Annotated in this window: 20 protein-coding genes, 1 riboswitch and 1 other annotated feature; of the genes, 7 read left to right on the top strand and 13 right to left on the bottom strand. The window is 39.0% G+C overall.

Going from position 1 to position 23,435, the window contains the following annotated elements:
* Positions 1 to 95 precede the first annotated feature (95 nt).
* From AEA09_RS02755 to AEA09_RS02745, 3 genes are read left to right on the top strand one after another with little or no spacing between them, the layout of a single operon-like run.
* Positions 96 to 593: a TRAP transporter small permease gene (locus AEA09_RS02755; RefSeq protein WP_053582391.1), complete on the top strand. Its 498-nt coding sequence runs from the start codon at positions 96 to 98 to the stop codon at positions 591 to 593.
* Positions 574 to 1,842: a TRAP transporter large permease gene (locus AEA09_RS02750; RefSeq protein ID WP_053582390.1), complete on the top strand. Its 1,269-nt coding sequence runs from the start codon at positions 574 to 576 to the stop codon at positions 1,840 to 1,842. Before AEA09_RS02755 ends, AEA09_RS02750 begins: the two co-directional genes overlap by 20 nt.
* Before the next feature lie 10 nt (positions 1,843 to 1,852).
* A complete protein-coding gene (locus tag AEA09_RS02745; RefSeq protein WP_053582389.1) occupies positions 1,853 to 3,046 on the top strand; it encodes an MFS transporter in 1,194 nt (397 codons plus the stop codon).
* Positions 3,047 to 3,138: 92 nt separating this feature from the next.
* On the opposite strand, the gene AEA09_RS02740 is transcribed toward AEA09_RS02745, so the two are convergent.
* The 6 genes from AEA09_RS02740 to AEA09_RS02715 form a co-directional block, all read right to left on the bottom strand.
* The gene (locus AEA09_RS02740) at positions 3,139 to 4,062 is read right to left on the bottom strand and encodes a hypothetical protein (protein ID WP_053582388.1); all 924 of its coding nucleotides are present in this window, start codon (positions 4,060 to 4,062) and stop codon (positions 3,139 to 3,141) included.
* The gene (locus tag AEA09_RS02735) at positions 4,049 to 4,570 is read right to left on the bottom strand and encodes a sigma-70 family RNA polymerase sigma factor (RefSeq protein ID WP_082332538.1); all 522 of its coding nucleotides are present in this window, start codon (positions 4,568 to 4,570) and stop codon (positions 4,049 to 4,051) included. The genes AEA09_RS02740 and AEA09_RS02735 overlap by 14 nt, the downstream gene beginning before the upstream one ends.
* A gap of 385 nt (positions 4,571 to 4,955) precedes the next feature.
* Positions 4,956 to 7,373, bottom strand: a complete 2,418-nt coding sequence (gene leuS / locus AEA09_RS02730; RefSeq protein WP_053582387.1) for a leucine--tRNA ligase — start codon at positions 7,371 to 7,373, stop codon at positions 4,956 to 4,958.
* Positions 7,374 to 7,462: 89 nt separating this feature from the next.
* Positions 7,463 to 7,666 (bottom strand) — a binding site (T-box leader).
* Between the two features lie 72 nt (positions 7,667 to 7,738).
* The gene (locus AEA09_RS02725; RefSeq protein ID WP_053582386.1) at positions 7,739 to 9,454 is read right to left on the bottom strand and encodes a SulP family inorganic anion transporter; all 1,716 of its coding nucleotides are present in this window, start codon (positions 9,452 to 9,454) and stop codon (positions 7,739 to 7,741) included.
* Positions 9,455 to 9,681: 227 nt separating this feature from the next.
* Positions 9,682 to 10,029, bottom strand: a complete 348-nt coding sequence (locus AEA09_RS02720; RefSeq protein ID WP_053582385.1) for an ArsR/SmtB family transcription factor — start codon at positions 10,027 to 10,029, stop codon at positions 9,682 to 9,684.
* Positions 10,030 to 10,257: 228 nt separating this feature from the next.
* Complete coding sequence (locus AEA09_RS02715; RefSeq protein ID WP_053582384.1) at positions 10,258 to 11,445, bottom strand: MDR family MFS transporter; 1,188 nt, start codon at positions 11,443 to 11,445, stop codon at positions 10,258 to 10,260.
* 157 nt (positions 11,446 to 11,602) lie between these two features.
* Here AEA09_RS02715 and mnmL point away from each other — a divergent pair, with 157 nt between their 5' ends.
* Positions 11,603 to 12,559, top strand: coding sequence for a tRNA modification radical SAM protein MnmL/YtqA (mnmL, locus tag AEA09_RS02710; protein ID WP_053582383.1), 957 nt, complete (start codon positions 11,603 to 11,605; stop codon positions 12,557 to 12,559).
* A complete protein-coding gene (mnmM, locus tag AEA09_RS02705) occupies positions 12,556 to 13,137 on the top strand; it encodes a tRNA 5-(aminomethyl)-2-thiouridylate-methyltransferase MnmM (protein ID WP_053582382.1) in 582 nt (193 codons plus the stop codon). Before mnmL ends, mnmM begins: the two co-directional genes overlap by 4 nt.
* 23 nt (positions 13,138 to 13,160) lie before the next feature.
* On the opposite strand, the gene AEA09_RS02700 is transcribed toward mnmM, so the two are convergent.
* Both AEA09_RS02700 and AEA09_RS02695 read right to left on the bottom strand, forming a co-directional pair.
* Positions 13,161 to 14,621 (bottom strand): alanine/glycine:cation symporter family protein, encoded by a 1,461-nt coding sequence (locus AEA09_RS02700; RefSeq protein WP_053582381.1) that lies wholly within the window; start codon positions 14,619 to 14,621, stop codon positions 13,161 to 13,163.
* Positions 14,622 to 14,748: 127 nt separating this feature from the next.
* A complete protein-coding gene (locus AEA09_RS02695; RefSeq protein WP_053582380.1) occupies positions 14,749 to 15,555 on the bottom strand; it encodes an alpha/beta hydrolase in 807 nt (268 codons plus the stop codon).
* A 363-nt stretch (positions 15,556 to 15,918) separates the two neighbouring features.
* On the opposite strand from AEA09_RS02695, the gene AEA09_RS02690 reads away from it, so the two are divergent.
* Entirely contained in the window at positions 15,919 to 16,434 is a 516-nt protein-coding gene (locus AEA09_RS02690) for a gamma carbonic anhydrase (RefSeq protein ID WP_053582379.1), read from the top strand.
* A 282-nt stretch (positions 16,435 to 16,716) separates the two neighbouring features.
* Here the strand turns inward: AEA09_RS02690 and metK are convergent, their stop codons facing one another.
* Positions 16,717 to 17,913, bottom strand: coding sequence for a methionine adenosyltransferase (metK, locus tag AEA09_RS02685; RefSeq protein WP_053582378.1), 1,197 nt, complete (start codon positions 17,911 to 17,913; stop codon positions 16,717 to 16,719).
* Positions 17,914 to 18,169: 256 nt separating this feature from the next.
* Positions 18,170 to 18,289, bottom strand: a riboswitch (SAM riboswitch).
* A gap of 200 nt (positions 18,290 to 18,489) precedes the next feature.
* On the opposite strand from metK, the gene pckA reads away from it, so the two are divergent.
* Positions 18,490 to 20,076 (top strand): phosphoenolpyruvate carboxykinase (ATP), encoded by a 1,587-nt coding sequence (pckA, locus tag AEA09_RS02680; protein WP_053582377.1) that lies wholly within the window; start codon positions 18,490 to 18,492, stop codon positions 20,074 to 20,076.
* A 49-nt stretch (positions 20,077 to 20,125) separates the two neighbouring features.
* On the opposite strand, the gene AEA09_RS02675 is transcribed toward pckA, so the two are convergent.
* From AEA09_RS02675 to AEA09_RS02660, 4 genes are all read right to left on the bottom strand, one after another.
* The gene (locus AEA09_RS02675) at positions 20,126 to 20,956 is read right to left on the bottom strand and encodes an alpha/beta hydrolase (RefSeq protein ID WP_053582376.1); all 831 of its coding nucleotides are present in this window, start codon (positions 20,954 to 20,956) and stop codon (positions 20,126 to 20,128) included.
* A gap of 86 nt (positions 20,957 to 21,042) precedes the next feature.
* A complete protein-coding gene (locus AEA09_RS02670; protein WP_053582375.1) occupies positions 21,043 to 21,708 on the bottom strand; it encodes a vWA domain-containing protein in 666 nt (221 codons plus the stop codon).
* Positions 21,709 to 22,163: 455 nt separating this feature from the next.
* On the bottom strand, positions 22,164 to 22,940 hold the full coding sequence (locus AEA09_RS02665) for an alpha/beta hydrolase family protein (protein WP_053582374.1): 777 nt from the start codon (positions 22,938 to 22,940) through the stop codon (positions 22,164 to 22,166).
* Entirely contained in the window at positions 22,924 to 23,391 is a 468-nt protein-coding gene (locus AEA09_RS02660) for an NUDIX domain-containing protein (protein ID WP_053582373.1), read from the bottom strand. The genes AEA09_RS02665 and AEA09_RS02660 overlap by 17 nt, the downstream gene beginning before the upstream one ends.
* Positions 23,392 to 23,435 lie beyond the last annotated feature (44 nt).

Below are 23,435 nucleotides of genomic sequence, written 5' to 3'. Positions count from 1 at the left end.
CGATAGAATCGGCACTCACTCTTTTTTTGAAAATAAGCCGCTCACGCTTATGTGTTGAATGAAATCTTAACATGAATTTTTAAGGAGGCAACAGGATGAACGCATTATATAAGTTATGGGGCTATTTAGAGGAAATCCTCGCTGGATTCTTCTTCCTAGTCGGTATTACACTAATATTTTACGGCGTAATTATGCGCTACGCTTTCAATGATCCGCAAGCTTGGGTAGAAGAACTTGCCCGTTATTCGATCATTTGGGGGACATTCCTTGGTTTTGGATTAGCACTTCGTCATAACCAACATATTCAAGTGGACATTTTATACGATCAATTAAAACCGTCTATGAAACGTATCTTAGACTTAGTCGCAACTGGCTTAAGTATCACTTTCTGCCTTATTTATACGTATTACGGCTTTGTATTAGTAGAGAATCGCTTCTCTTCCGGCATGGTGTCTCTTGATATTGGGATTCCGATGTGGATTGTCTATTTAGTATTACCAATATCAGGAGTACTGTTCCTAGCACGTTTCCTTGAGCGTCTAGTAAATATCCTGCGAGGAAAGGATGAAGTATATGCTAATCCTCTTAATTAGTTTCTTTATTTTATTATTTTTACGTGTACCAGTGGCGATTAGTTTAGCCTTATCAACTATTTTTGTCTTGTTCCAAATCGACTTTAATATGAACATGGTTCCACAACGTATTTTTACTGCGCTGGATTCTTTCCCGATGATGGCGATTCCAGGTTTCGTACTCGCTGGGGTGTTAATGGCACGTGGTGGTATTTCTAAATATTTAATCGAAGCTTTACGTGCTTGGATTGGTCACCTTCCGGGTGGTCTTGCAGTTGTAACCATTTTAGCATGTGCGATTTTCGCAGCGATTTCAGGTTCTTCACCTGCAACGGCAGCGGCAATCGGATCAATCATGATTCCTGCAATGATTTCTGCTGGCTATAAAAAACGTTACTCAATGGGTCTTGTAGCAGCTGGGGGTACATTAGGAATTTTAATTCCTCCAAGTGTACCGCTTATTATTTACGGGATTACTTCTGAGCAATCAATCGGCGAATTATTTATGGCCGGCGTTATCCCTGGTCTTGCTTTAACAGGTATTTTAATCGTTGCTGCTATTTTCTATGCAAAGAAAAATGGCTTCAAAGGTGATGCAAAGGCATCTTGGGGTGAACGTGGTCGTAAATCTCTTAAAGCCATTTGGGGTGGATTTTTACCATTCCTGATTTTAGGAACAATTTATTCTGGCGTTGTTACACCAACAGAATCAGCTGTAATCGCAGTATTCTACGGTTTAGTCGTTTCCTTGTTCATCTACCGTGAAATGAAGCTCAAAGACTTCCGCGAAGTGTTAGTAGAATCTATTAATATTACAGCGATGATTTACTTAATTATCGGTGCGGCTTCACTATTCGGTCTATATTTAACGAATGCGCAAGTTCCACAAAATGTAGGTGCTTGGATTGCTGAAAGTGATATGAACAAATGGATCTTCATGATTATCGTTAATATTCTGTTCTTCTTCATGGGGATGTTCTTAGAAGCAGTATCTATTATTTTAATCACGTTGCCAATCCTATTACCGATTCTTGTACACTTTGATATTAACCTCATTCACTTTGCGATTATTATGACGATCAACATGGAGCTTGGTATGATTACACCACCAGTAGGTCTGAATCTCTTCGTTGTTAGTGGTATCGCAAAAGAAAAACTCGGGGAAGTAGTAAAAGGCGTAATTCCGTTTATCGTTCTTATGATTGTGTTCTTAGCACTAGTTGTTCTATTACCACAATTGTCTCTTTGGTTACCAGAACAAATGAAGTAAGGTCTTTTATATGGATAATTTCAAACAAGGGTATTCCATTAAAGACAGACAGTTTTGGGTAATTGTTACGAGTTTAGGTCTTGCATCGGTATTCGTATTTGCGGCGATGTATTCGGTGCAACCACTCCTACCCTTCTTTACAGAGCAATTTCAAATATCTGTATCGTATGCTAGTATGTCGATGTCCATGACAACATTGTCTGTTATTTTCGGGTTAATTGTTTTAGGATTTTTATCAGACCGACACGGACGATTAGTCTTTATCAGATTTTCAATCATCCTGACTGTACTTCCTTTTCTTTTCATGCCTTTAACAGATTCATTTTTCATCATTGTTGTTTTGCGATTTATACAGGGATTTGCCATTGCTGGTGTCCCAGCAGCGGCACTGGCATACATTAGCGAAGAAATTGATCACAAATCGATGGGTATAGCGACTTCACTCTATATTTCCTGTAACGCACTTGGTGGGACGATTGGACGCCTTGTGATGGGCTATGTGACTGAACGTTTTTCTTGGGAGATGGCGTTCTCTGCACTCGCTATATTGGGTATTATTATCTTTGCCATCGTGTGGCTACTACTACCGAAATCACGCAATTTCGCTATGAATGAAAGAACAATACAAAAAGATTTACAAGGCTTTTGGTTCCATTTAAAAAACCCAAATTTGCTGAAGTTATTTGGTCTTGGAATCATTTTACAAGTGTCCTTTACAGGTGTGTGGTCGTTTATTCCTTATCATTTAACAGAACCACCATTTTCGCTTTCGTTAAAAACAATTTCGTTCATTTTTTTAGCATATAGCGTCGGCATTGTCGGTTCACCAATCGCCAGTGCACTTGCAGGGAAAATTGGTATTCACATTGTACGAACATTAGGGGTGTTTTTATTAGTAATCGGGATTCTTTGCACCTTAAGCGGCTCACTTTTCGTCATTGTAGTAGGCTTATGTATGGCTTGTTTAGGGTTCTTTTCTGCACATGCCTTAACTTCGTCAACCGTCAGTCGAACGGCTACATACCAAAAAGGGAGTGCTTCAAGCCTGTATCTCGTTTCCTATTATATAGGGGTTGCTTGCGGTAGTACGTTATTTAGCCCGATTTGGTCCTTTTTCCAATGGACAGGCATTGTAACCATCGCTGCTATCCTACCAATAATCTATATACTATTTTTAAATCGCACGTTACAAAAACAAGCATGAGAAAAATAGATTTCATTCAACACTATGACCGTTGAGCATATAAAGAGATGTCCGCTATACATGCGAGACATCTCTTTTACGTTACATTTTAATTAAAGGAAGAAGAGTATAAAGAAAGGAATACCAACCAACATCCTGGCAATCGTTACATAATGCCTTTTCTCCTCTCGCCCATAATAATAATCAATTGCAATATTTGAAAAAGTTAAGCTAAAAATAATAGCCAAGATAACTCCTTTATAAATAAGCCATCCATTTATCAGCGAAACAAGTACGATAATGGAATTTACGATACTGATAATAATCGTGGCACGTTTGTGAGCTTTAGAGACATATTTCTCCCCCTTTTGGATGTTGAAAACTTTTCGTACGACTTTTTCTACAATCCATACTAATAATATAAAACTCAGCATAAAAACAAGTAACAAGTTTGAATCCAAGCTGTCATCTTCAATGGAAATAGAAGTAAACTTGGCTGCCCCCACAGCATCTACTTTGTAAAATAAATTCGTGTCCATATCAATAAATACAAGCTGCTCATCCTCCACTTGCATTTTCAACTTCGCTATTTGTCCATTTTCAAACTGGAGCCATACATCGCGAAAATTTCTATAATACTCATGCTTTTCACTCAACACAGCATGTTGTAAAACCTGCTGTAATAGCTCCGTTTCCTTACCTTGTTGAAATTCTTGTTGCCCAAATATCCAGCCTATTCTTCCAGCCGCAAATGTATCGTCCCTCCAGTTCAAGGCGCTTGTAAATTGCTTCACTGCTTCGTTTTTGGCGATTTCTTCAATGGTCGCCTGCTTAGACGTATTTGTCATTGTCCACGGACCAATGATTATGAAAAACAGCACAATCAAAGTCGCTGAAACAAGAACCATAGGGTATTGCCAATGTCTTTTCTTTTTTGCTGGCTGTTGTGCCTTTTGCAAAATTTCTGCTTGTAATTCTCGTGTAAAGAAAGAGGCCTCTCCCAGCTCCTTATTTAACTTTTTCTTAAAAGGTGTCATCTACTAGCACCTCCCACTCACTTTGTTCGAGCTGCTCTTGCAATAACCTCCGTGCACGTCGCAATCTCGTTTTCACCGTGTTTTCTGAACAACCTAAAATATCTGCAATTTCTCGAACTTTTAGCTCCTTATAGTAATGCAATATCAAAACTTCCCTATACATAATTGGCAACGTGAATAATGCATCCTTCAATATAGTGCGCTCTTCACCTTCAATTAACTCTTTTTCAGCCGTTCTCTTACTTGCCCCGATATGTAATTTCTCAAATAAAACAAGACGCTTATTTTTCCAGCTACGTAAGTAATCGTGACTTTTATGAACCGTAATTTTCACTAAATATGTTTTCAATGAAGATCTTTGTTCAAAACGTTCCTGCTGTTGGTAAAATGCAAGGAAAACATCTTGGATAATTTCTTCAGCAATCGCCCAATCCTTGACATATAAATAGGCCACACGTAAGCAATATTCGCCGTGTTCTTCCATAATTGCTGACAAGTGCTCACTCAAACAAACACCCCCATTTCCATTCACACTATAGTCGGAAAAATTATATGTATAGTTTCATTTTCATAAAAAAAATTGCTAAACGAATTATTTATTATCGTTTAGCATTTCAATTATTTTACACTTAAATTTAGCATCATACAGTATCTATTCTCACCGACGCCAAATTCATCTGATCTTGTTTCCTTTATCATAAACCCACAGCGCTCATATTAGGAAATAGCAGGAGTATTTTCGACATTAACTGTAAGCGTTACGTTTGAAAAGCGATCCTAGAAAACGCATCTTATTCTAGCTCAATCATCATTTTCTGTATGGCAGGTGTCTGGACACTTGCTGAATAAAAGATAAAAAGCCAGGAAAGTAGTGCTCTCCCGGCTAAAAATTCTTATTTTACTACGATATTAACAAGCTTGCCTGGAATGACAATGACTTTTACTAGTTCTTTGCCAGCCATATGCTCTTGTACTTTTTCATCAGCTAATGCTACTTTTTCTAACTCATCTTTAGAAGCGTCTTTAGATACAGTAACTTTCGCACGTACTTTACCTGCTACTTGTACCGCTACTTCTACTTCGTCGTCTACTAATTTAGACTCGTCGTATGTTGGCCACTCTTGATAAGAGATTGTCCCTTCATGACCTAGTAGTTGCCATAGTTCCTCAGCTACGTGTGGTGCAAGTGGTGCTAGCATTTTCACAAAGCCCTCTGCGTATGCAGTTGGAATAACGTCTGCTTTGTAGCAATCGTTAATGAATACCATCATTTGTGAAATAGCTGTATTGAAACGGATACCTTCATAGTCTTCCGTCACTTTTTTCACAGTTTGGTGGTACGTTTTTTCTAATGTTTTATCATCAGAAGCTTGGATTTTCGCTGCGATTGTTCCTTCTTCTTCGTTGACAAATAAACGCCAAATACGATCTAAGAAACGACGTGCACCGTCTAGGCCATTTGTAGACCATGATACTGAAGCTTCAAGAGGACCCATGAACATTTCGTATAAACGTAATGTATCGGCACCATGTGAAGCAACGATTTCGTCAGGGTTTACTACATTACCCTTAGATTTAGACATTTTTTCATTACCTTCACCAAGAATCATTCCTTGGTTGAATAATTTTTGGAATGGCTCTTTCGTATGAACAACGCCTAGATCGTACAATACTTTATGCCAGAAGCGCGCATACAGTAAATGAAGTACGGCATGCTCTGCTCCACCAATATAAATATCAACTGGTAACCAGCGCTTTAGTAATTCTGGATCAGCAATTGCTTCTGTATTTGTCGGATCAATGTAGCGTAAGAAATACCAGCTTGAACCTGCCCATTGTGGCATTGTATTCGTTTCACGACGGCCTTTCATACCTGTTTCAGGATCTACAACATTTACCCACTCTGTAATATTCGCAAGTGGTGATTCACCTGTACCAGATGGTCGAATATTATCTGTTTTCGGTAATATTAATGGTAATTCAGATTCTGGAACTGGTGTTATTGTGCCATTTTCCCAATGAATCATTGGGATCGGCTCACCCCAGTAACGTTGACGAGAGAATAACCAGTCACGTAAACGATAAGAAATTTTCTTCTCACCGACACCTTTTTCTTCTAACCATGCGATTGCTTTTTCGATTGCCTCTTCTTTACCAAGACCATCTAGGAAACCAGAATTGATGTGCTTGCCATCGCCCGTAAATGCCTCGTTTTCAATGTCTCCACCTTCAAGCACGGCTTTGATGTCTAAGCCGAATTCTTTTGCAAATTCATAGTCACGCTCATCATGTGCAGGAACCGCCATAATCGCACCAGTACCGTAAGTTGCAAGTACATAGTCTGCAATCCAAATTGGCATTTTAGCGCCATTTACAGGATTTACTGCATAAGCTCCTGTGAAGACACCTGTTTTTTCTTTCGCTAAATCTGTGCGTTCAAGATCAGATTTAAGTTTTACTTTATCCAAGTATGCTTCAACCGCTTCTTTTCGGTCAGCCGTCGTGATTTGAGCCACTAGTTTATGTTCTGGCGCAAGTACTGCGTAAGTTGCACCAAATAACGTGTCAGGACGTGTTGTAAATACAGTGAAGTTTTTGTCCGTACCTTCAATACCAAATGTTACTTCAGCACCTTCAGAGCGGCCAATCCAGTTACGTTGCATATCCTTAATAGATTCCGGCCAGTCAACTTCCTCTAAGTCGTCGATTAAACGGTCTGCGTACGCTGTAATTCTTAGCATCCACTGTTTCATCGGACGGCGTTCTACTGGGTGACCACCACGCTCTGATTTACCATCGATTATTTCTTCGTTGGCAAGAACTGTACCTAGTGCAGGACACCAGTTTACAGCCACTTCATCCACGTAAGCTAAACCTTTATTGAAAAGTTGGATAAAAATCCATTGTGTCCATTTGTAATACTCTGGATCAGTTGTATTAATTTCACGATCCCAGTCATATGAGAAACCTAGTTCTTGAATTTGGCGTTTGAACGTTGCGATATTTTTCGCAGTGAATTCCGCTGGGTCATTCCCTGTATCAAGTGCGTATTGCTCTGCTGGTAAACCAAATGCATCCCAGCCAATTGGATGAAGAACATTATAACCTTGCATACGTTTGAAACGTGAAAGGATATCTGTCGCAGTATAACCTTCAGGGTGTCCTACGTGAAGACCAGCACCTGATGGATATGGGAACATATCTAATGCATAAAATTTCGGTTTGTCTGTTTCATTTTCTGTTTTGAATGTTTTGTTGTCAGCCCAGACCTGCTGCCATTTTTTTTCGATTTGTTGATGATTGAAACTCAAAATTATTTCCTCCTTTATATGTGCAGTGTTGCTCACTATTAGAATTGACAAAATATTTAAAAAATAAAAAAACTCGCCCCTTTTAGTTATAAAGGGACGAGAGAATACGCATCTCCCGCGGTACCACCCAAATTAGTGATCACACTCGGCTCAAATTTCCTTAACGCGGAAATAAACGGCAACTTGCTTGCAGACTCAGTAGGCGAGTTCAACTTGCGTTCCTACTAGCTTTCACCAACCGCTAGCTCTCTACAAAGAACGTCAAATCTACTATTCCTCATCATTGTCTTTACATGTATTGCATTAATTCTAATAGATAGCTGGGAAAAGTACAAGTGTAAAATGGGTGCCTGGCACTACAACTACTATTGCACAGATAAGCTATTGCACTCCTTAAAAGCAAAGTGTTTGCACCCTAAACATTTATTCGTATTCAAACGTGTTAATGCCGCATTTATAGCTTCACCTGTTTGGTTATAAAAATTCTCCTCACCAATTTCAGCAACTAGCCCACTTTGTTCCAGCATTTTTTTTAATTCGGGCTGTACGCCAGTGACGAAAACTGTGCCACCACGCTTTGTGAAATTTTGCACAATACTACTAAAATAAGATTCCCCTGTCGAATCCATAAATGGCACTTTGCTCATACGTAATATTAATATACTTGGATGATAATGAATCGAGCCTAATATTGATTGTTCAAACGTTTGGGCAGCACCAAAAAATAGCGGTCCTTCAATCGTATAGATACTAACTTGCGGGCAATCATGCTTTTGATTGACTACATGGGAAAGCACCTTGCCGCTTTCTTTCGTATGATCTGGTAAAACCTTTGATACAACAAGCATTTCACTCATACGTTTTGCAAATAATACAACCGCTAAAACAAGCCCTACTTCTACTGCTAAAGTTAAACTCGTAAAAACCGTGAGCACAAAAGTGATAATCAAGACAAGTGAATCACCAGATTTCAGTTTTAAAATATGTGCAAAATGCTTCTGTTCACTCATATTCCATGCAACGACCATTAAAACCGGCGCCATACTTGCCAGCGGAATATGTGACGCATAAGGTGCTAACAATAATAATGTAATTAATACAAATGCACCGTGGATAATACCTGACATCGGCGAAGTCGCACCCGTTTTTATATTTGTTGCTGTGCGGGCAATCGCCCCAGTTGCAGGAATACCACCAAATAATGGCGTGACAATATTAGCAATCCCTTGCCCAATAAGCTCTCTATTACTATTATGCTTACTATTTGTCATGCCATCCGCGACGACTGCAGATAACAACGATTCAATCCCCCCTAGCATCGCTATGACAAATGCTGGGCCAATTAATAACTGAATACGTTCAAAAGTAATTTCAGGTATCGCAAACTGCGGCAAGGTATTTGGAATACTTCCATAAGCTGTAGCAATAGTCGCAACTTGTCCAGACAAAAATACAGTTGCCACAATCGTAGAAACGACAATCCCAGCTAACGCACCCGGTACTTTCGGTAAGACTTTCGGCGTCATAAGAATGACAACGAAACATAATAACGCAATTAAAATGCTATAAAAATTCGTAGCACCAATATGTATGAGTAGCTCTTTAATATTGGCAATGAAATACTCATGCCGTTCAATTTTAATTAATCCCAAGAAATTTGCAATTTGCCCTGTGAAAATAAGGACCGCAATTCCTGCAGTAAAGCCAACTGTCACAGGACGAGGGATAAATTTAATAAGTGAACCTAACTTGAAAATCCCCATTAAGCACAAAAGAACACCTGCCATGAGCCCTGCTATTAACAAATTTTCATAGCCATAGGTCAGCACAATGCCTAAAAGAATTGGCACGAAAGCACCTGTTGGTCCGCCGATTTGATACTTCGAACCACCAAGTAACGAAATAAGGATGCCTGCAATACAGGCAGTATAAATCCCATACTCTGGCTTCACACCAGAAGCAATGGCAAAGGACATGGCAAGTGGAATCGCTATAATGCCGACGATGGTACCAGACAATAAATCCTTCTTAAAATGACCAACTGAATACCCTTCAAAACGTCCCGTAAACAGTGACTTCATATTAAATCTTCCTTTCGAAATTTACTTGTCCACCTAATCTAGTGCAACAAAAACATTTTCAATCAGATTTTGATATACTTTCCAAGAAGATTTTTTATCAATTACGCCTCGACGCAATTGTATTTGTCCCTATGAGTTTGCGCATAAAACATCTGGGCTTCTGTTAAATGGAGTTACACAACTGTAAGATACACTATGATACTAACTTCGTTTCCACAGTACATAGTTTATAAGTCCACATCATTATTTTCACTAACAGTCATTTCTTCTAATCTTGAAATGGTATTAATCAAATGATTGTTAAAAATAGTTCGGGCAACTTCGAGTAATTCAATAATCATCGGGTCGCGTAAAGAATAGTAAACTTTTTTTCCATCTTTCGTCCCATACACGATATTTTTAGCACGTAATACACTCAATTGTTGCGAAACGGCAGAGCCATCTTTCTCTAGGCAACTTTGAATTTCATTTACACTTTTCTCTCCATCTACTAACAGTTCAAGGATTCTTATTCGTAATGGATGTGCTAATGCTTTAAAAAAATCTGCCTTGAAACGCTGCATTCCGTCTTCCATAAAGATCTCCCCATTTCTAGCGTAACACTATCGATTTTGCCTTTTGCGCCGGGATAACTTTCTCCCTCACTTTATTAGGCATAAATATCATATATTCATATATTTGAATATGTATGATTGTAATTGTAAAATAATCCAATTTCAAGGACATAATAAAAAAACGAACAAAAAAAGCTGCTTTAACAACCTTTTCGTTCGTTTTGTGCGAATTTTGCTATTCTATCATTATTAATCTGGCACTGTATTTATCTTGTCTCTATTAATAAGTGGTCTATCATACACGAGGCATGGGATAATCGCGGTTACCACAATGACAACTAAAATTGACATGAGGGCCATCATACCAAACTGATCTACCATAATGCCACCAAATAATGGACCAATCATCCGCCCACCTGTTGCGGCACTATTAATAATCCCTTGATAGAAGCCTTGACGACCTCTTGGTGCAAGCTGATTTGCAATCGTCGGTAATACTGGTGTATAAAACATCTCACCGAACGTTAAGACGACCATCGCGATTGCGAACATTTTAAAATCACCTGCAAATGCAACAACGCCAAAGGAAATGGCAATTAATAAAACCCCAAATACTAATTGACGCTTTAAATTATTTTCCCATCTTTTCACAAGTGGTGCGATTAACGGCTGTGCCGCTACAATCAGTAATCCGTTAATTGTCCAAAGTAGGCTATATTGTTTTAAACTTAAGCCCAAGTCCTGGGTGTAAGAAGAAATTGTCGCACTCCATTGCGAATAGGCTAACCAACATAGAACAGATGATGAGCTAATTATTAATAGTGCATAAAACGGTGCCTTATCTATGATTCGTTTACGTTCACTGACTACACTTTTCGGTGCAATACTTCCAGTCTCAAAACGTTTAAATGTCAATAGTGCTATAAAGAAGAACAATACATACATCCATAAATTCACCTTAAACACATTGTCAAAACCATTATCAGCGACAATCCCTGCTAATGCTGGGCCAACAGCAACACCCAAGTTTTGCGCTAAATAAATAGCATTAAACGCCTTCCGACCACCTTCTGGCCAAGCCGTGCCTGTTAGTGCAAACATACTTGGAAAGACAATGCCACCGCTAAAACCGAGTAATGTTAAAAACCATACATATTGCGGCCATTCATGCCACATCGTGAGTCCAACTAATGTCACAACTGTAAGTACACTACCAAGCATTATCGCTTTGTAACCACCGATTTTATCAAATAAGTATCCCCCAAGTAAGTTTCCTATAACACCTGCTGCTGAATTTAGCATTAAGACAAAACCCGCCATCGCGAGTGTTTTCCCTAAATAATCATGCATATAAATGGCATTTAGAGGCCATAAAAAAGAGTTGCCCGTTGTGTTCACGAGCATCCCTAGAATTAAAAACCAAACACTTTTTGGCATTTCTAGCCCCCCATTACTTCGACTCTCTAAATAGTTAGTTTATGTCGAATTCCGAAAATTGACAAGAAAAATAATTTTGCCATTCCTCCATATAAGGATTACCCCATGACGGAACGCTCCTTGCATGATAAAATATACCGTTAGAGGAGTGAAACACATGACAGAAACAAACTTTCCTTTTCCTTCCGAAGGGAAAAGATACTATACATGGAATCGCTATTTACGCGACCATTTCGGCCATAAGGTATTTAAAGTCGCACTAGATGCAGGCTTTGACTGCCCAAATCGCGACGGTACAGTAGCCTTTGGTGGCTGTACATTTTGTAGTGCTGCAGGCTCAGGGGATTTCGCAGGGAATAAAGTTGACCCTATCGACGTTCAATTTGCAGAAATTCGCGATAAAATGCATCAAAAATGGAAAGACGGCAAGTATATGGCGTACTTCCAAGCCTACACTAATACGCATGCCCCCCTTCCTGTCTTAAAGGAAAAATTCGAAGCTGCCCTTGCACAAGAAGGTGTTGTTGGATTATCGATTGCCACTCGCCCAGACTGCTTACCAGATGATGTAGTGGAATATTTAGCAGAGTTGAATGAACGCACATACTTATGGGTTGAGCTTGGGTTACAAACTGTACACGAAAAAACAGCAAACTTAATTAACCGCGCACATGACTATGCAACATATGTAGAAGGTGTAGAAAAACTTCGCAAACATGGTATTCGAGTATGTTCGCATATTATTAATGGGCTTCCTCTTGAAGACTATGACATGATGATGGAAACGGCTCGTGAAGTAGCAAAACTTGATGTACAGGGTATTAAAATTCACTTACTTCATCTATTAAAAGGTACGCCTATGGTGAAGCAATATGAAAAGGGTATGCTTGAATTTTTAGACCAAGATGTCTATACAAAGTTAGTAGCAGACCAATTAGAAATTTTACCACCAGAAATGGTTATTCACCGAATTACCGGTGACGGGCCCATTGACTTAATGATCGGTCCCATGTGGAGTGTAAACAAATGGGAAGTACTAAATGGCATCGATGCGGAACTTGAAAAAAGGGGTAGCTGGCAAGGCAAATATTTTAATGCTGAGGTCTCAAAATGAAGTTACAACGCGTTTTACAATATGCACAACAGCTATTAAAAGAAGCCATTGAAGAAGGCGATACTGTCGTGGATGCAACAGCTGGTAACGGACATGATACATTGTTTCTCGCTCAACTAGTTGGGGATGGCGGACAAGTATACGCATTTGACGTACAAAAGTCAGCAGTCGATGCAACATTACATCGCTTACTTGATCATTCATTAGAGCACCGGGCACTTGTCCTACATGCAGGGCATGAACAAGTTGCAAAACATGTACAAAAGCCAGTAGCCGCTGCTATTTTTAATCTTGGCTATTTACCTGGTAGTAACCATGATATTATTACAAAGCCGAACACGACGATTCAAGCTATTGAAGATTTACTAGGATTGCTTAAAATCGGTGGTCTGATTGTGCTTGTGATTTATCACGGCCACCCAGGTGGTAAGGAAGAACGCGATACAGTAATTGACTATGTAAGTACACTTCCACAAAAATATGTACATGTATTAAAATACGAATTTCTAAACCAACAAAATGACCCACCTTTTGTTATTGCTTTAGAAAAAATGAAAGAACTACCAAAAAATCCGTAGCGGCTAACGCTACGGATTTTCATTTATTTTTTATTACGTTTATCGTTATATTCAATCCAAAAATCTGCATCTTTAATTCCTAAAGTACGAGGATCAAAAACTGGATCTTTCCCCTCTTTTTTCTGTCGCTCATAATCTTTTAATGCGAGCATGGCTGGCTTTGTCATGAGCAACATACCGAGGACATTGACCCAAACCATCAGACCAAGTCCAACGTCACCGAACGCCCAAGCAAGGTCAGAGGTACGTACTGTCCCATAGAATGTTGCTACAATAACAATACATTTCACAACCCAAATGGCTATTTTCTCCTTACTACCCCTAAATAAGTAGGAAGCATTCGTTTCAGCAATATAGTAATATGACATAATAGTTGTGAAAGCAAAGAAGAATAATGCAATCGCAACGAAAGCTGAACCAAAGTTATTTAATGATGGGAAAGCTCCGTTTACTGCACCTTGTGTGAAGTCAGAGTACGTCATATTTGGTACGTTCTCTTCAATCATCGGGCCAGTTGAGCTACCATCTTGGACATTATATGTACCCATAAATAAAATCATTAACGCTGTAGCCGAACATACGAATAATGTATCAATATAAACAGAAAATGCTTGTACTAAACCTTGTTTTGCTGGGTGAGATACTTCTGCAGCTGCTGCTGGGTGAGCACCGTTACCTTGTCCCGCTTCGTTTGAATAGATTGCTCGTTTCACACCCCAAGCAATGGCAGAACCAATCAAACCTCCAAATACCGCATCAGCACCAAATGCACTGCGGAAAATTAGACTAAAAACTGCAGGAACATCTGAAATATTCATAAAAATCACAACTAATGCTAACAAAATATAAGCAATTGCCATGAATGGTACTATTAAAGTCGCCGCACTCGCAATACGTTTAACACCACCAATAATGATGAATGCTAATAACGATACGATCGCTAATCCTGTTACCCACATTTCAATTCCAAATGCATTTTCAACTGCAGATGAGATTGCGTTGGATTGAACCCCTGGCATTAAAATACCCGTTGCTAAAAGCGCCGCAATGGCAAATAATGCACCAAACCATTTTTTCCCTGTGCCTTTTTCAATATAGTACGCAGGCCCACCACGATATACACCGCCGCGTTTTTCTTTATATATTTGTGCTAATGTCGACTCTACAAAAGCTGTCGAAGCACCAATAAAAGCCGTCACCCACATCCAGAAAATTGCCCCTGGTCCACCAAACGCAATGGCAGATGCTGTACCAACGATATTTCCGGTACCAACACGACCTGCTAAAGCCATTGATAACGCTTCGAATGAAGATACCCCTTCTTCAGACTTCTCTCCTCTTATCATTAAAAGAATACTGTCTTTTACAAGTCTGACTTGTACAAACCTCGTCATTATGGTGAATAATACACCCACGATTAGAATTCCATAGACTAACCACGGACCCCATAAAATATCATTTAATATCTTTACTAAATTTTCCACCTTATCCCTCCCTATACTAATCTTGTGATTAAGACATAATAGTATTACATTTTTCTGAAAATTACAATATTGTTTTTGGGTTACTATTATTTTAGAAAAGTACTATTAAAATAGGGAGGGAAATTGATTATTTAATTATATATCCTACTGATCGTAAAACGTTATTCATAAAATCCTTCATATAAATAAAAATCTCTTCACGCTCTACTTCGTGAAATAGATTATGATAACTTTTAGGCCACTCTTTATATTGAATTTCCGTTAATTCCTGCTGATATAGCCAGTAACGAGCCATTCTTGAATCTGTAATTGCGTCCCTTTCGCCAGTCATCACAAGCATAGGTCTATTCGGAAAGTCACCTTTAGGTATAACTATTATATTTTTCATCATCATTTGCAGCTCACGATACCATTTTACGGAGACAACCGTCAAAAAAGGGAAATCGTCTTTCATCTCTTCTTTACCTTCAACACTGCGTGTTAATTTACCAAAATCAATTTCATGTGTCATTTTCATATTCGCAGTTAATGCACTTATAGAAATTAAAGCGTTGGATAACTTTCCTGGTTGTAGTTTTAATTGCAGCCAGGGCGAACTTAAAATAATCCCTGCACACTCATACTTTTTCTTTTGCATCATATGCAGTGCCAGTGTTGCACCTAATCCATGACCAATTATAAAAACAGGTAACTCATAAGAAAAAGCATTTTCTATGAGCTGTCTTGTATATTTATTATATTCTTTAAATTCTTCATCATGGACACGTGAAAACTGCAGATTTGTCCCATGATTCGGTAAATCCCCCATAACAACGTGGAAGCCTTCCATTCTAAGTTTTTCTATAAGCCACGCATACCAGCGATGATTTTCATAAGCACCATGAAGAACGGCAACTACAGCCTTGGCTTGTCCATCAGCTTCCCATTTCCACATTTAACATACTCCTCCTGAAACTTAGTTACTCAATTATTATAACGAATATCATGGATTTTTTACATTATTCGACGATATGTCCAAATAATCGTCGAATAATGTTAAACCGCAATATAGTTATGGACCCACATGATGTAAGCACGTTAGTCGTTTTCTTATGGATGCAGCAATCTCAGGCTACTATCTTTATTGTAAAGGAATATACCAAGTAAGCACGATGCAAAATCTGGATGTAACATTTTTATGTATAAAAATGTAGCTTCAAGTACAATTGCACTAAGGTGTAGTTTATTTTCAACTTTCCAATATCTTGCGTATTTGATACGATAATATCACATCACAAAAAGAAAAGAGGCGATTTATTTGATCTACCCTTTTAAAGATAAAACTCCTAATATCGATCCCTCTGTTTTTATCGCAGACTATGCGACTATTACGGGAGACGTCACAATTGGAGCTGAAACAACAATTTGGTTTAATACGGTTATTCGTGGAGATGTATCTCCTACAATTATCGGTAAACGTGTAAGTATTCAAGACCTTTGCTGCTTACATCAAAGTCCTAAATACCCGCTAATAATTGAGGATGAAGTAACAATTGGTCATCAAGTAACCCTACATAGCTGTACGATTCGCAAAAATGCACTAATTGGTATGGGCTCAATTATTTTAGACGGGGCTGAAATTGGTGAAGGTGCTTTTATCGGCGCAGGTAGCCTCGTGCCACCTGGTAAGGTAATTCCGCCAAATAGCTTAGCATTAGGGCGACCAGCAAAAGTTGTTCGTGAATTGAATGCAGAAGATAAAGAAGATATGGAACGCATTGTTCGTGAATACGCTGAAAAAGGACAATACTATAAATCACTACAAAAAGAATAAATGCGCTAAAGCGCTCGTTTACATCCGATCGGCAAAAACGCCACATCCATGTGGCATTGCCGAAATGACTCACATCGTGTGAGCCTCAGCTGCTTGCGAACCCGAAGCAAAAGTATGCGTTTCACCACTTTTGCCCGTGGGAGCAGACCGCGACCTCGAGGATGTAGCGCTTTAGCCTAGACGACAACTATGCCCTAGGTTATCCACAATTAATAAATCTATAATTTCCTTAACAATGAAAAAAAGGGGAACTAAGATAATTTCTTAGTTCCCCTTTCATCATTACAGACCAGCTTTAGCTCTTAATTCGTCAGCTTTATCTGTCTTTTCCCATGGTACATCTAAATCATTACGACCGAAATGACCATATGCTGCTGTTTGTTTGTAAATTGGGCGACGTAGGTCAAGCATTTTAATAATGCCTGCTGGACGAAGGTCGAAGTATTCTCGAATCCATTCAACGATTTGGCTTTCTTTTACTTTACCAGTTCCGAATGTATCAACAGCAATTGACACAGGCTGTGCTACGCCGATTGCATACGCAAGTTGCACTTCTGCACGATCTGCAAGTCCTGCTGCGACGATATTTTTCGCCACATAACGTGCTGCATACGCTGCTGAACGGTCAACTTTTGTAGCGTCCTTACCAGAGAATGCACCACCGCCATGACGTGCATAACCGCCATACGTGTCAACGATGATTTTACGTCCTGTAAGACCTGCATCACCTTTAGGTCCACCGATTACAAAGCGACCAGTTGGATTAATGAAATATTTTGTATTTGCATCAAGTAATTCACTTGGTACAACTGGTGCAATAACAACTGCTTTTAAATCTGCTTGAATTTGTTCAAGTGTCACATCTTCATCATGTTGTGTTGAAATAACAATTGTATCCACACGAACTGGGTGGTTATTTTCATCATATTCAATCGTTACTTGTGTTTTACCATCTGGACGTAAGTAAGATAGTTCACCTGATTTACGTACTTCTGTTAAACGACGAGCCAATTTATGTGCTAAGCTGATTGGTAATGGCATAAGTTCAGGTGTTTCGTTACATGCGTAACCGAACATTAACCCTTGATCTCCTGCGCCAATCGCTTCGATGTCATCATCTGTCATTGTACCTTCGCGTGATTCTAATGCTTGGTCAACACCTTGTGCAATATCTGGAGATTGCTCACCGATTGCGACAAGCACAGCTAAATTTTCTGCATCAAAACCATACTTCCCACGAGTGTAGCCAATTTCTGCTACAGTATCGCGTACGACACCTTTAATATCTACATATGTAGAAGTAGTGATTTCTCCTGCTACTAATACTAAGCCTGTTGTTACAGTCGTTTCACACGCTACACGTGCATTTGGATCTTCTGCTAATATGGCATCTAAAATTGCGTCCGAAATTTGGTCGCAAATTTTATCTGGATGTCCTTCTGTCACACTCTCTGATGTAAACAGTCGACGGTTTGTCATTTGGTTTCCTCCTATTACTCTTGCGAATAGTGCTCGCGAAATTAATACGGTACTCATTACCCATGTCAAGTTCGCTCCAAAAGGATAGAACTTCAAGCCGTTGCTGCTTTTAACACGAGGATTTCGAAAGGCTCATCCTTACTTATAATAAGGAAGAAAATAATTATCGTTACGACGGTAGCTATTTTTACAAATAAAAAAATCCTCTGCCCACGCTTGTACATGAGGAAAGGATTTGTAATTTCGTAACCTTTCACTCTTATCGTTCAAGGGAAATTCCCCTTGCATCAGGTTGGCACCAACGCATAAAGTGAAATAGTTCATGCAGGTTGCCGGGTTTCATAGGGCCTGACCCTCCACCAGCTCGGGATAAGAGTATCCGTTCAATTCCACATGTTACGCAAAACAGTACTCTATGTCAAATATTTTATGACGTTTTTTTTAATTGTAATAAATTCGCAAAAATTAATTCTTGAATTAGTATAGATTATTTAGTCAATTGTGTTATACTATTTTTGAAATTAAGAAAAAATCCCTGACTCAGGGAATACTATAAAAAAGGATGGTATTTAATCGATGAATTCAGTAGAAATCGCAAACGAACTGAAGGAATTATTAAGCGGCGGGAACATTAAAGTTCAACTTTCAGTACCACAACTCGTAGAAAAAGCTACATCTCGCGGTGAAGCAATGTTAACAGTAGATGGCGCAGTTCGCGCAGAAACTGGTAAATACACTGGTCGTTCACCTAAAGATAAATATACTGTAGAAGAAGCAGACTCAAAAGATCAAATTGATTGGGGTAATGTAAACCAACCAATATCATCTGAAGTTTTTGATAACTTATATGTAAAAGTAGTGAACTACTTAAAAGAAAAAGATGAACTTTTCGTTTTCAAGGGCTTTGCCGGCGCTGATAAGGACTCACAATTAAGCATCCAAGTGATTAACGAATACGCTTGGCACAACCTTTTCGTTCATCAATTATTTATCCGTCCAACTGAAGAAGAATTAGCATCTCACGTTGCAGACTTCACAATCGTTTCAGCTCCTAACTTCAAAGCAGACCCTGCTGTTGATGGCACAGCTTCTGAAACATTCATTATCGTGTCTCTTGAGAAAAAAATCATCTTAATCGGTGGTACTGAGTATGCTGGCGAAATGAAAAAATCGATTTTCGGTATCATGAACTACTTATTACCACAACAAGGTATCCTTTCAATGCACTGTTCAGCAAACGTTGGTGAAGCAGGCGATGTAGCATTATTCTTCGGATTATCTGGTACTGGTAAAACGACGTTATCAGCAGATGCTGACCGCAAATTAATCGGTGATGACGAGCACGGGTGGTCTGATAATGGCGTATTCAATATTGAAGGCGGCTGTTACGCAAAAACTGTTAATCTTTCAGAAGAAAAAGAGCCAGAAATTTACCATGCAATCCGTTTCGGTTCTGTATTAGAAAACGTTGTTGTTGATCCGGAAACACGCATATGTGACTATGATAACATCTCATTAACTGAAAACACTCGTGTTGCTTACCCAATACAATTTATCGAAAATATTGTTGACCCATCTGTTGCAGGTCACCCAAAAACAATCGTCTTCTTAACAGCTGACGCATTTGGTGTATTACCTCCAATCAGTAAATTAACAAAAGAACAAGCAATGTACCACTTCCTAAGCGGGTTCACTTCAAAACTTGCTGGTACAGAACGTGGTGTTACAGAGCCTGAACCAGTATTCTCTACATGCTTCGGTTCTCCGTTCCTACCACTTCCAGCAACAGTTTACGCTGAAATGTTAGGTCAAAAAATTGACGAGCACGGTGCACAAGTATTCCTAGTGAACACTGGTTGGACTGGCGGCGAATACGGTACAGGTAGCCGTATGAAGCTTTCTTACACTCGTACAATGGTACGTGCAGCAATCGACGGTAAATTAAACAACGTTGAAACAACGCAAGATTCTGTATTTGGCTTACACATCCCAACAGCTGTTGAAGGTGTTCCAACTGAAGTACTTAATCCTCGTGATGCATGGGCAGATAAAGCAGCTTATGATGTAAAATCAGCTGAACTTGCTGGTTTATTCAATGAAAACTTCAAGAAATTCTCAAACGTTTCTGAAGCAATCATTAAACAAGGCGGTCCTTTAAAATAAGACGCATTCAAAGAGGAGACGATTAAATTCGTCTCCTCTTTTGTTCATATTATAATAGTTTCACAAAATCATAAACAGCTTGATTCATGTCCGGCTGATGAGTACCCACCATCGTGTAATGATTGCTTGGCGTTACTAATGTTTTAATGTTTTTCGTATAGTTCTTCGTGTCTTCAAAAAAATGTGGTGCAAACAATGCAGGTAAAGGACCAATATTGCCTGTTGCTGTCACTAACAGCACGGGACATTCCACTTTTTCTGCGATTGCTTTCGGATTATAATCTGCAAAACCTTGTAAATCTTCATTTATATTGCGGACATTCATTTTACTTTTCCATATGCCATCCGTCTCTACAACTTCATACAATACCGCTTTTTCGATTTCTTCCGTCCAAGTAATACCTAACAGTGCATATAGTTGTTGCATTTCTTGCAAGTACTGTTTTTTTGTATCGTACATTTTTTGGAGCCTACTTAGAGACGGCTGTAGCGCTGCGCTAAGTACAGGGTCAACTTTACAGGCACCGTCTAAATACACTACCCCTTTTATATGTGGATACTCACTAGCAATAATCGATGTGATAAAGGCACCCATGGAATGACCAATAAGTATTGGCTCCTCTATTGCCAGTTTTTCTAATAGTACTTTTACGTCTCTTGCATGCTGTTGCAGGGAACTTTTTTCTGACGGGTCACTCTCCCCCCGCCCTGCCAAATCTACTGTCACCGTTTTAAAATTATTTTTCAACAGCTGGACTAAATGATAAAAATTATACTGATGTCCTGTTAAACCATGCAAGAAAACAATCGTATTCTCGCCTTGTCCATCCATTGTGACCGCTAAATTTCTTCCCCCTACATCCACAAGCAATTGCTCCATTGCCCCACCCCTTCATGATAGAAAATTCTAGTAATTGGATAATAACTTGTGATAAAGTCGATCACAATCGCGTCAAAAGTGCCTTTTTACATAATCTGTTTTTCTTTTGCTTCTTTTAGCCACACTGGAAACTCCTCGAGTAATTGCTCATATAACTGTTCATCACTGACAGCTTCCATACTTTCTAGATGAAAGAAATTAGCATTATCAACTACCCGTCCTTCCATCGTATCTAACTTGCGTAATACATCAAAGTTCGATTCCCCAATTCCTATGAACTGCCAAAACAAAGGTTTATTCGATGATTTCACAATGGAGCGTTTAATGCCAGCCCTACAACCCCCATCATTAATGAAAACAATAAATACAGGATCCTGACTTGGCTCTTCATATACATATTTTTTTATAACATCTGCCATAACTTGTGGTTCATCATTACGTCCAAATTTATGCACACTCGTATTATTTAAAATTTCACGATCCACATACCCAATAAAATCCTTTTCAGTTACTGCAGGCAGTCTTGAAAATTCATTATCATATACCCATACATCAAGAGCCCCATCATCATCAAACTGACTTGCTACGGCAAGCACTCGTTCAACAGTCTCTTGTACGACACCTTCTTGATAAAGCTTACGCATGGAACCTGAAATATCTAGCACAACCCCAACACGTGCAACGACACCCTTTAAATTCTTCTTCTCTAATACAATCTTAGCGGCTTGCTTCTTTAAATTAATAGAATTCATCTCACAACACCCCCGACAGTTAATAGATTACAATTAAATTATACAATATAATCCAAATATATAAAATTAGGGTCTATCTATATAACTTGACTTAGGGTTGATTTCTGTTCCGTTTGGGATCTTTCCAGGGGGCGTCCACTTCAATCAACGAAAATTCTAATTTTATTAAAAACCTAATTGAATGCTGAATACAAGGTTAAAGTGCTGATATTTTCCACTGAACGTTGATTTTAATGATATTAGCACTGAAATATTCCTTGAACGCTGATTTATTGATACTAGCGCTGAAATATTCTTTTGAACGCTGATTTATTGATACTAGCGCTGAAATATTCTTTTGAGCGCTGATTTATTGATACTAGCGCCGAAATTTTCTTTTGAGCGCTGATTTATTGATACAAATGCCGATTCATATAAAAACAGTCATTCTAATATTAGAATGACTGTCATTACATTTATTGTGCTTTCATCCATTTACACAGCTTTCGAACAACTTGTCGATTCACTTCTGGTGGAAAAAAATGTGTTAACTTTTCATAATACCATGTTTCAACGGTTTTCTTTTCCTCTTCTAAATAAAATTCAAGCTGCCTTGCATGTTCAATATCAACATTTTCATCTCGCAGTCCATGAATTATCAGTGCAGGTGCTGTCATTTTTCCCACTTCAAACAACGGTGTTCGAGCATCATATGCTTCAGGCACACGGTTTGGCGTGCCACCAATAACACGTTTCATCATACGACGCATATCCATTCGTTCCCAATATGTAGCTGTTGCATCTGAGACACCTGCCCATGTAACAATAGAAGTAATATCATTTCGTAAAATCGCTGTCCACAATGCCATCATACCACCACGTGAGAAACCAAAAACATGAACGCAGTCATTGCAAAATTGCTTTAACACATCAACACCATATATCGCATCGAAGCGATCCTCTCCTGCAAACTCATCACGCCCTTCGCCGCCACGATTGCCACGGTAATAAGGCGCAAAAACGATAAATCCCTGTGCTGCAAACTGCGTGATACGAGGTGCCCTTACCATACCAACATTTTGTATGCCACCACGTAAATAGAGAAATCCATCATAGGTTCCTTTTGCTTTTGGCTCCGCTAATAGCCCTTTCACCCGTAAACCTTGTGACCAATATGTGATTTCTGTTAAACGAATGGTCGGATTCGGTGAAGGGTATGCACGTTTTTCAAGAATTTCACCATTGATGGTCATAACGCTTCACTTCCTCTAGCATTTTTTTCATTCCTTCATCCTTCATATAAAAGCTCAAATTCGGATGATTCACTAGTTCATCTTCTGTCAGCCACATCATGCCTGACGTTTCCAAATCAAAGGATATCTCTTCTTGACCAGCAAACTGTGCAGTAAACACCGTTTTACAAAATAAAGTGTCATCATGTACAGCGTATTCCGCGAACCACTTTAAGTTCTTCACCCGCACCCCAGTCTCCTCAAACACTTCACGTACAGCCGCTTCCTCTAAAGTTTCACCAGGCTCTAACTTACCCCCCGGAAATTCAACGCCTCTACGTTTATGAATTGTACAAAGCCACTTGTTCTCATGCTTTAAAAACACGAGTACATGCTTTGACTCCAAGGTAATTTCCCCTCTTGTGAAACTTAAATCTACTTGAAAGCCATTTAAATCTTGAAATGAAAACATTTACGTCAACTCCTATATTCATAGTGTAACGAACGTGTTCCATG

The organism is Lysinibacillus contaminans, assembly GCF_001278945.1.
GTDB classification, from domain to species: domain Bacteria; phylum Bacillota; class Bacilli; order Bacillales_A; family Planococcaceae; genus Lysinibacillus; species Lysinibacillus contaminans.
The sequence above is the reverse complement of the archived record's forward strand: the minus strand, read 5'-3'. Positions and strand labels throughout refer to the sequence as shown.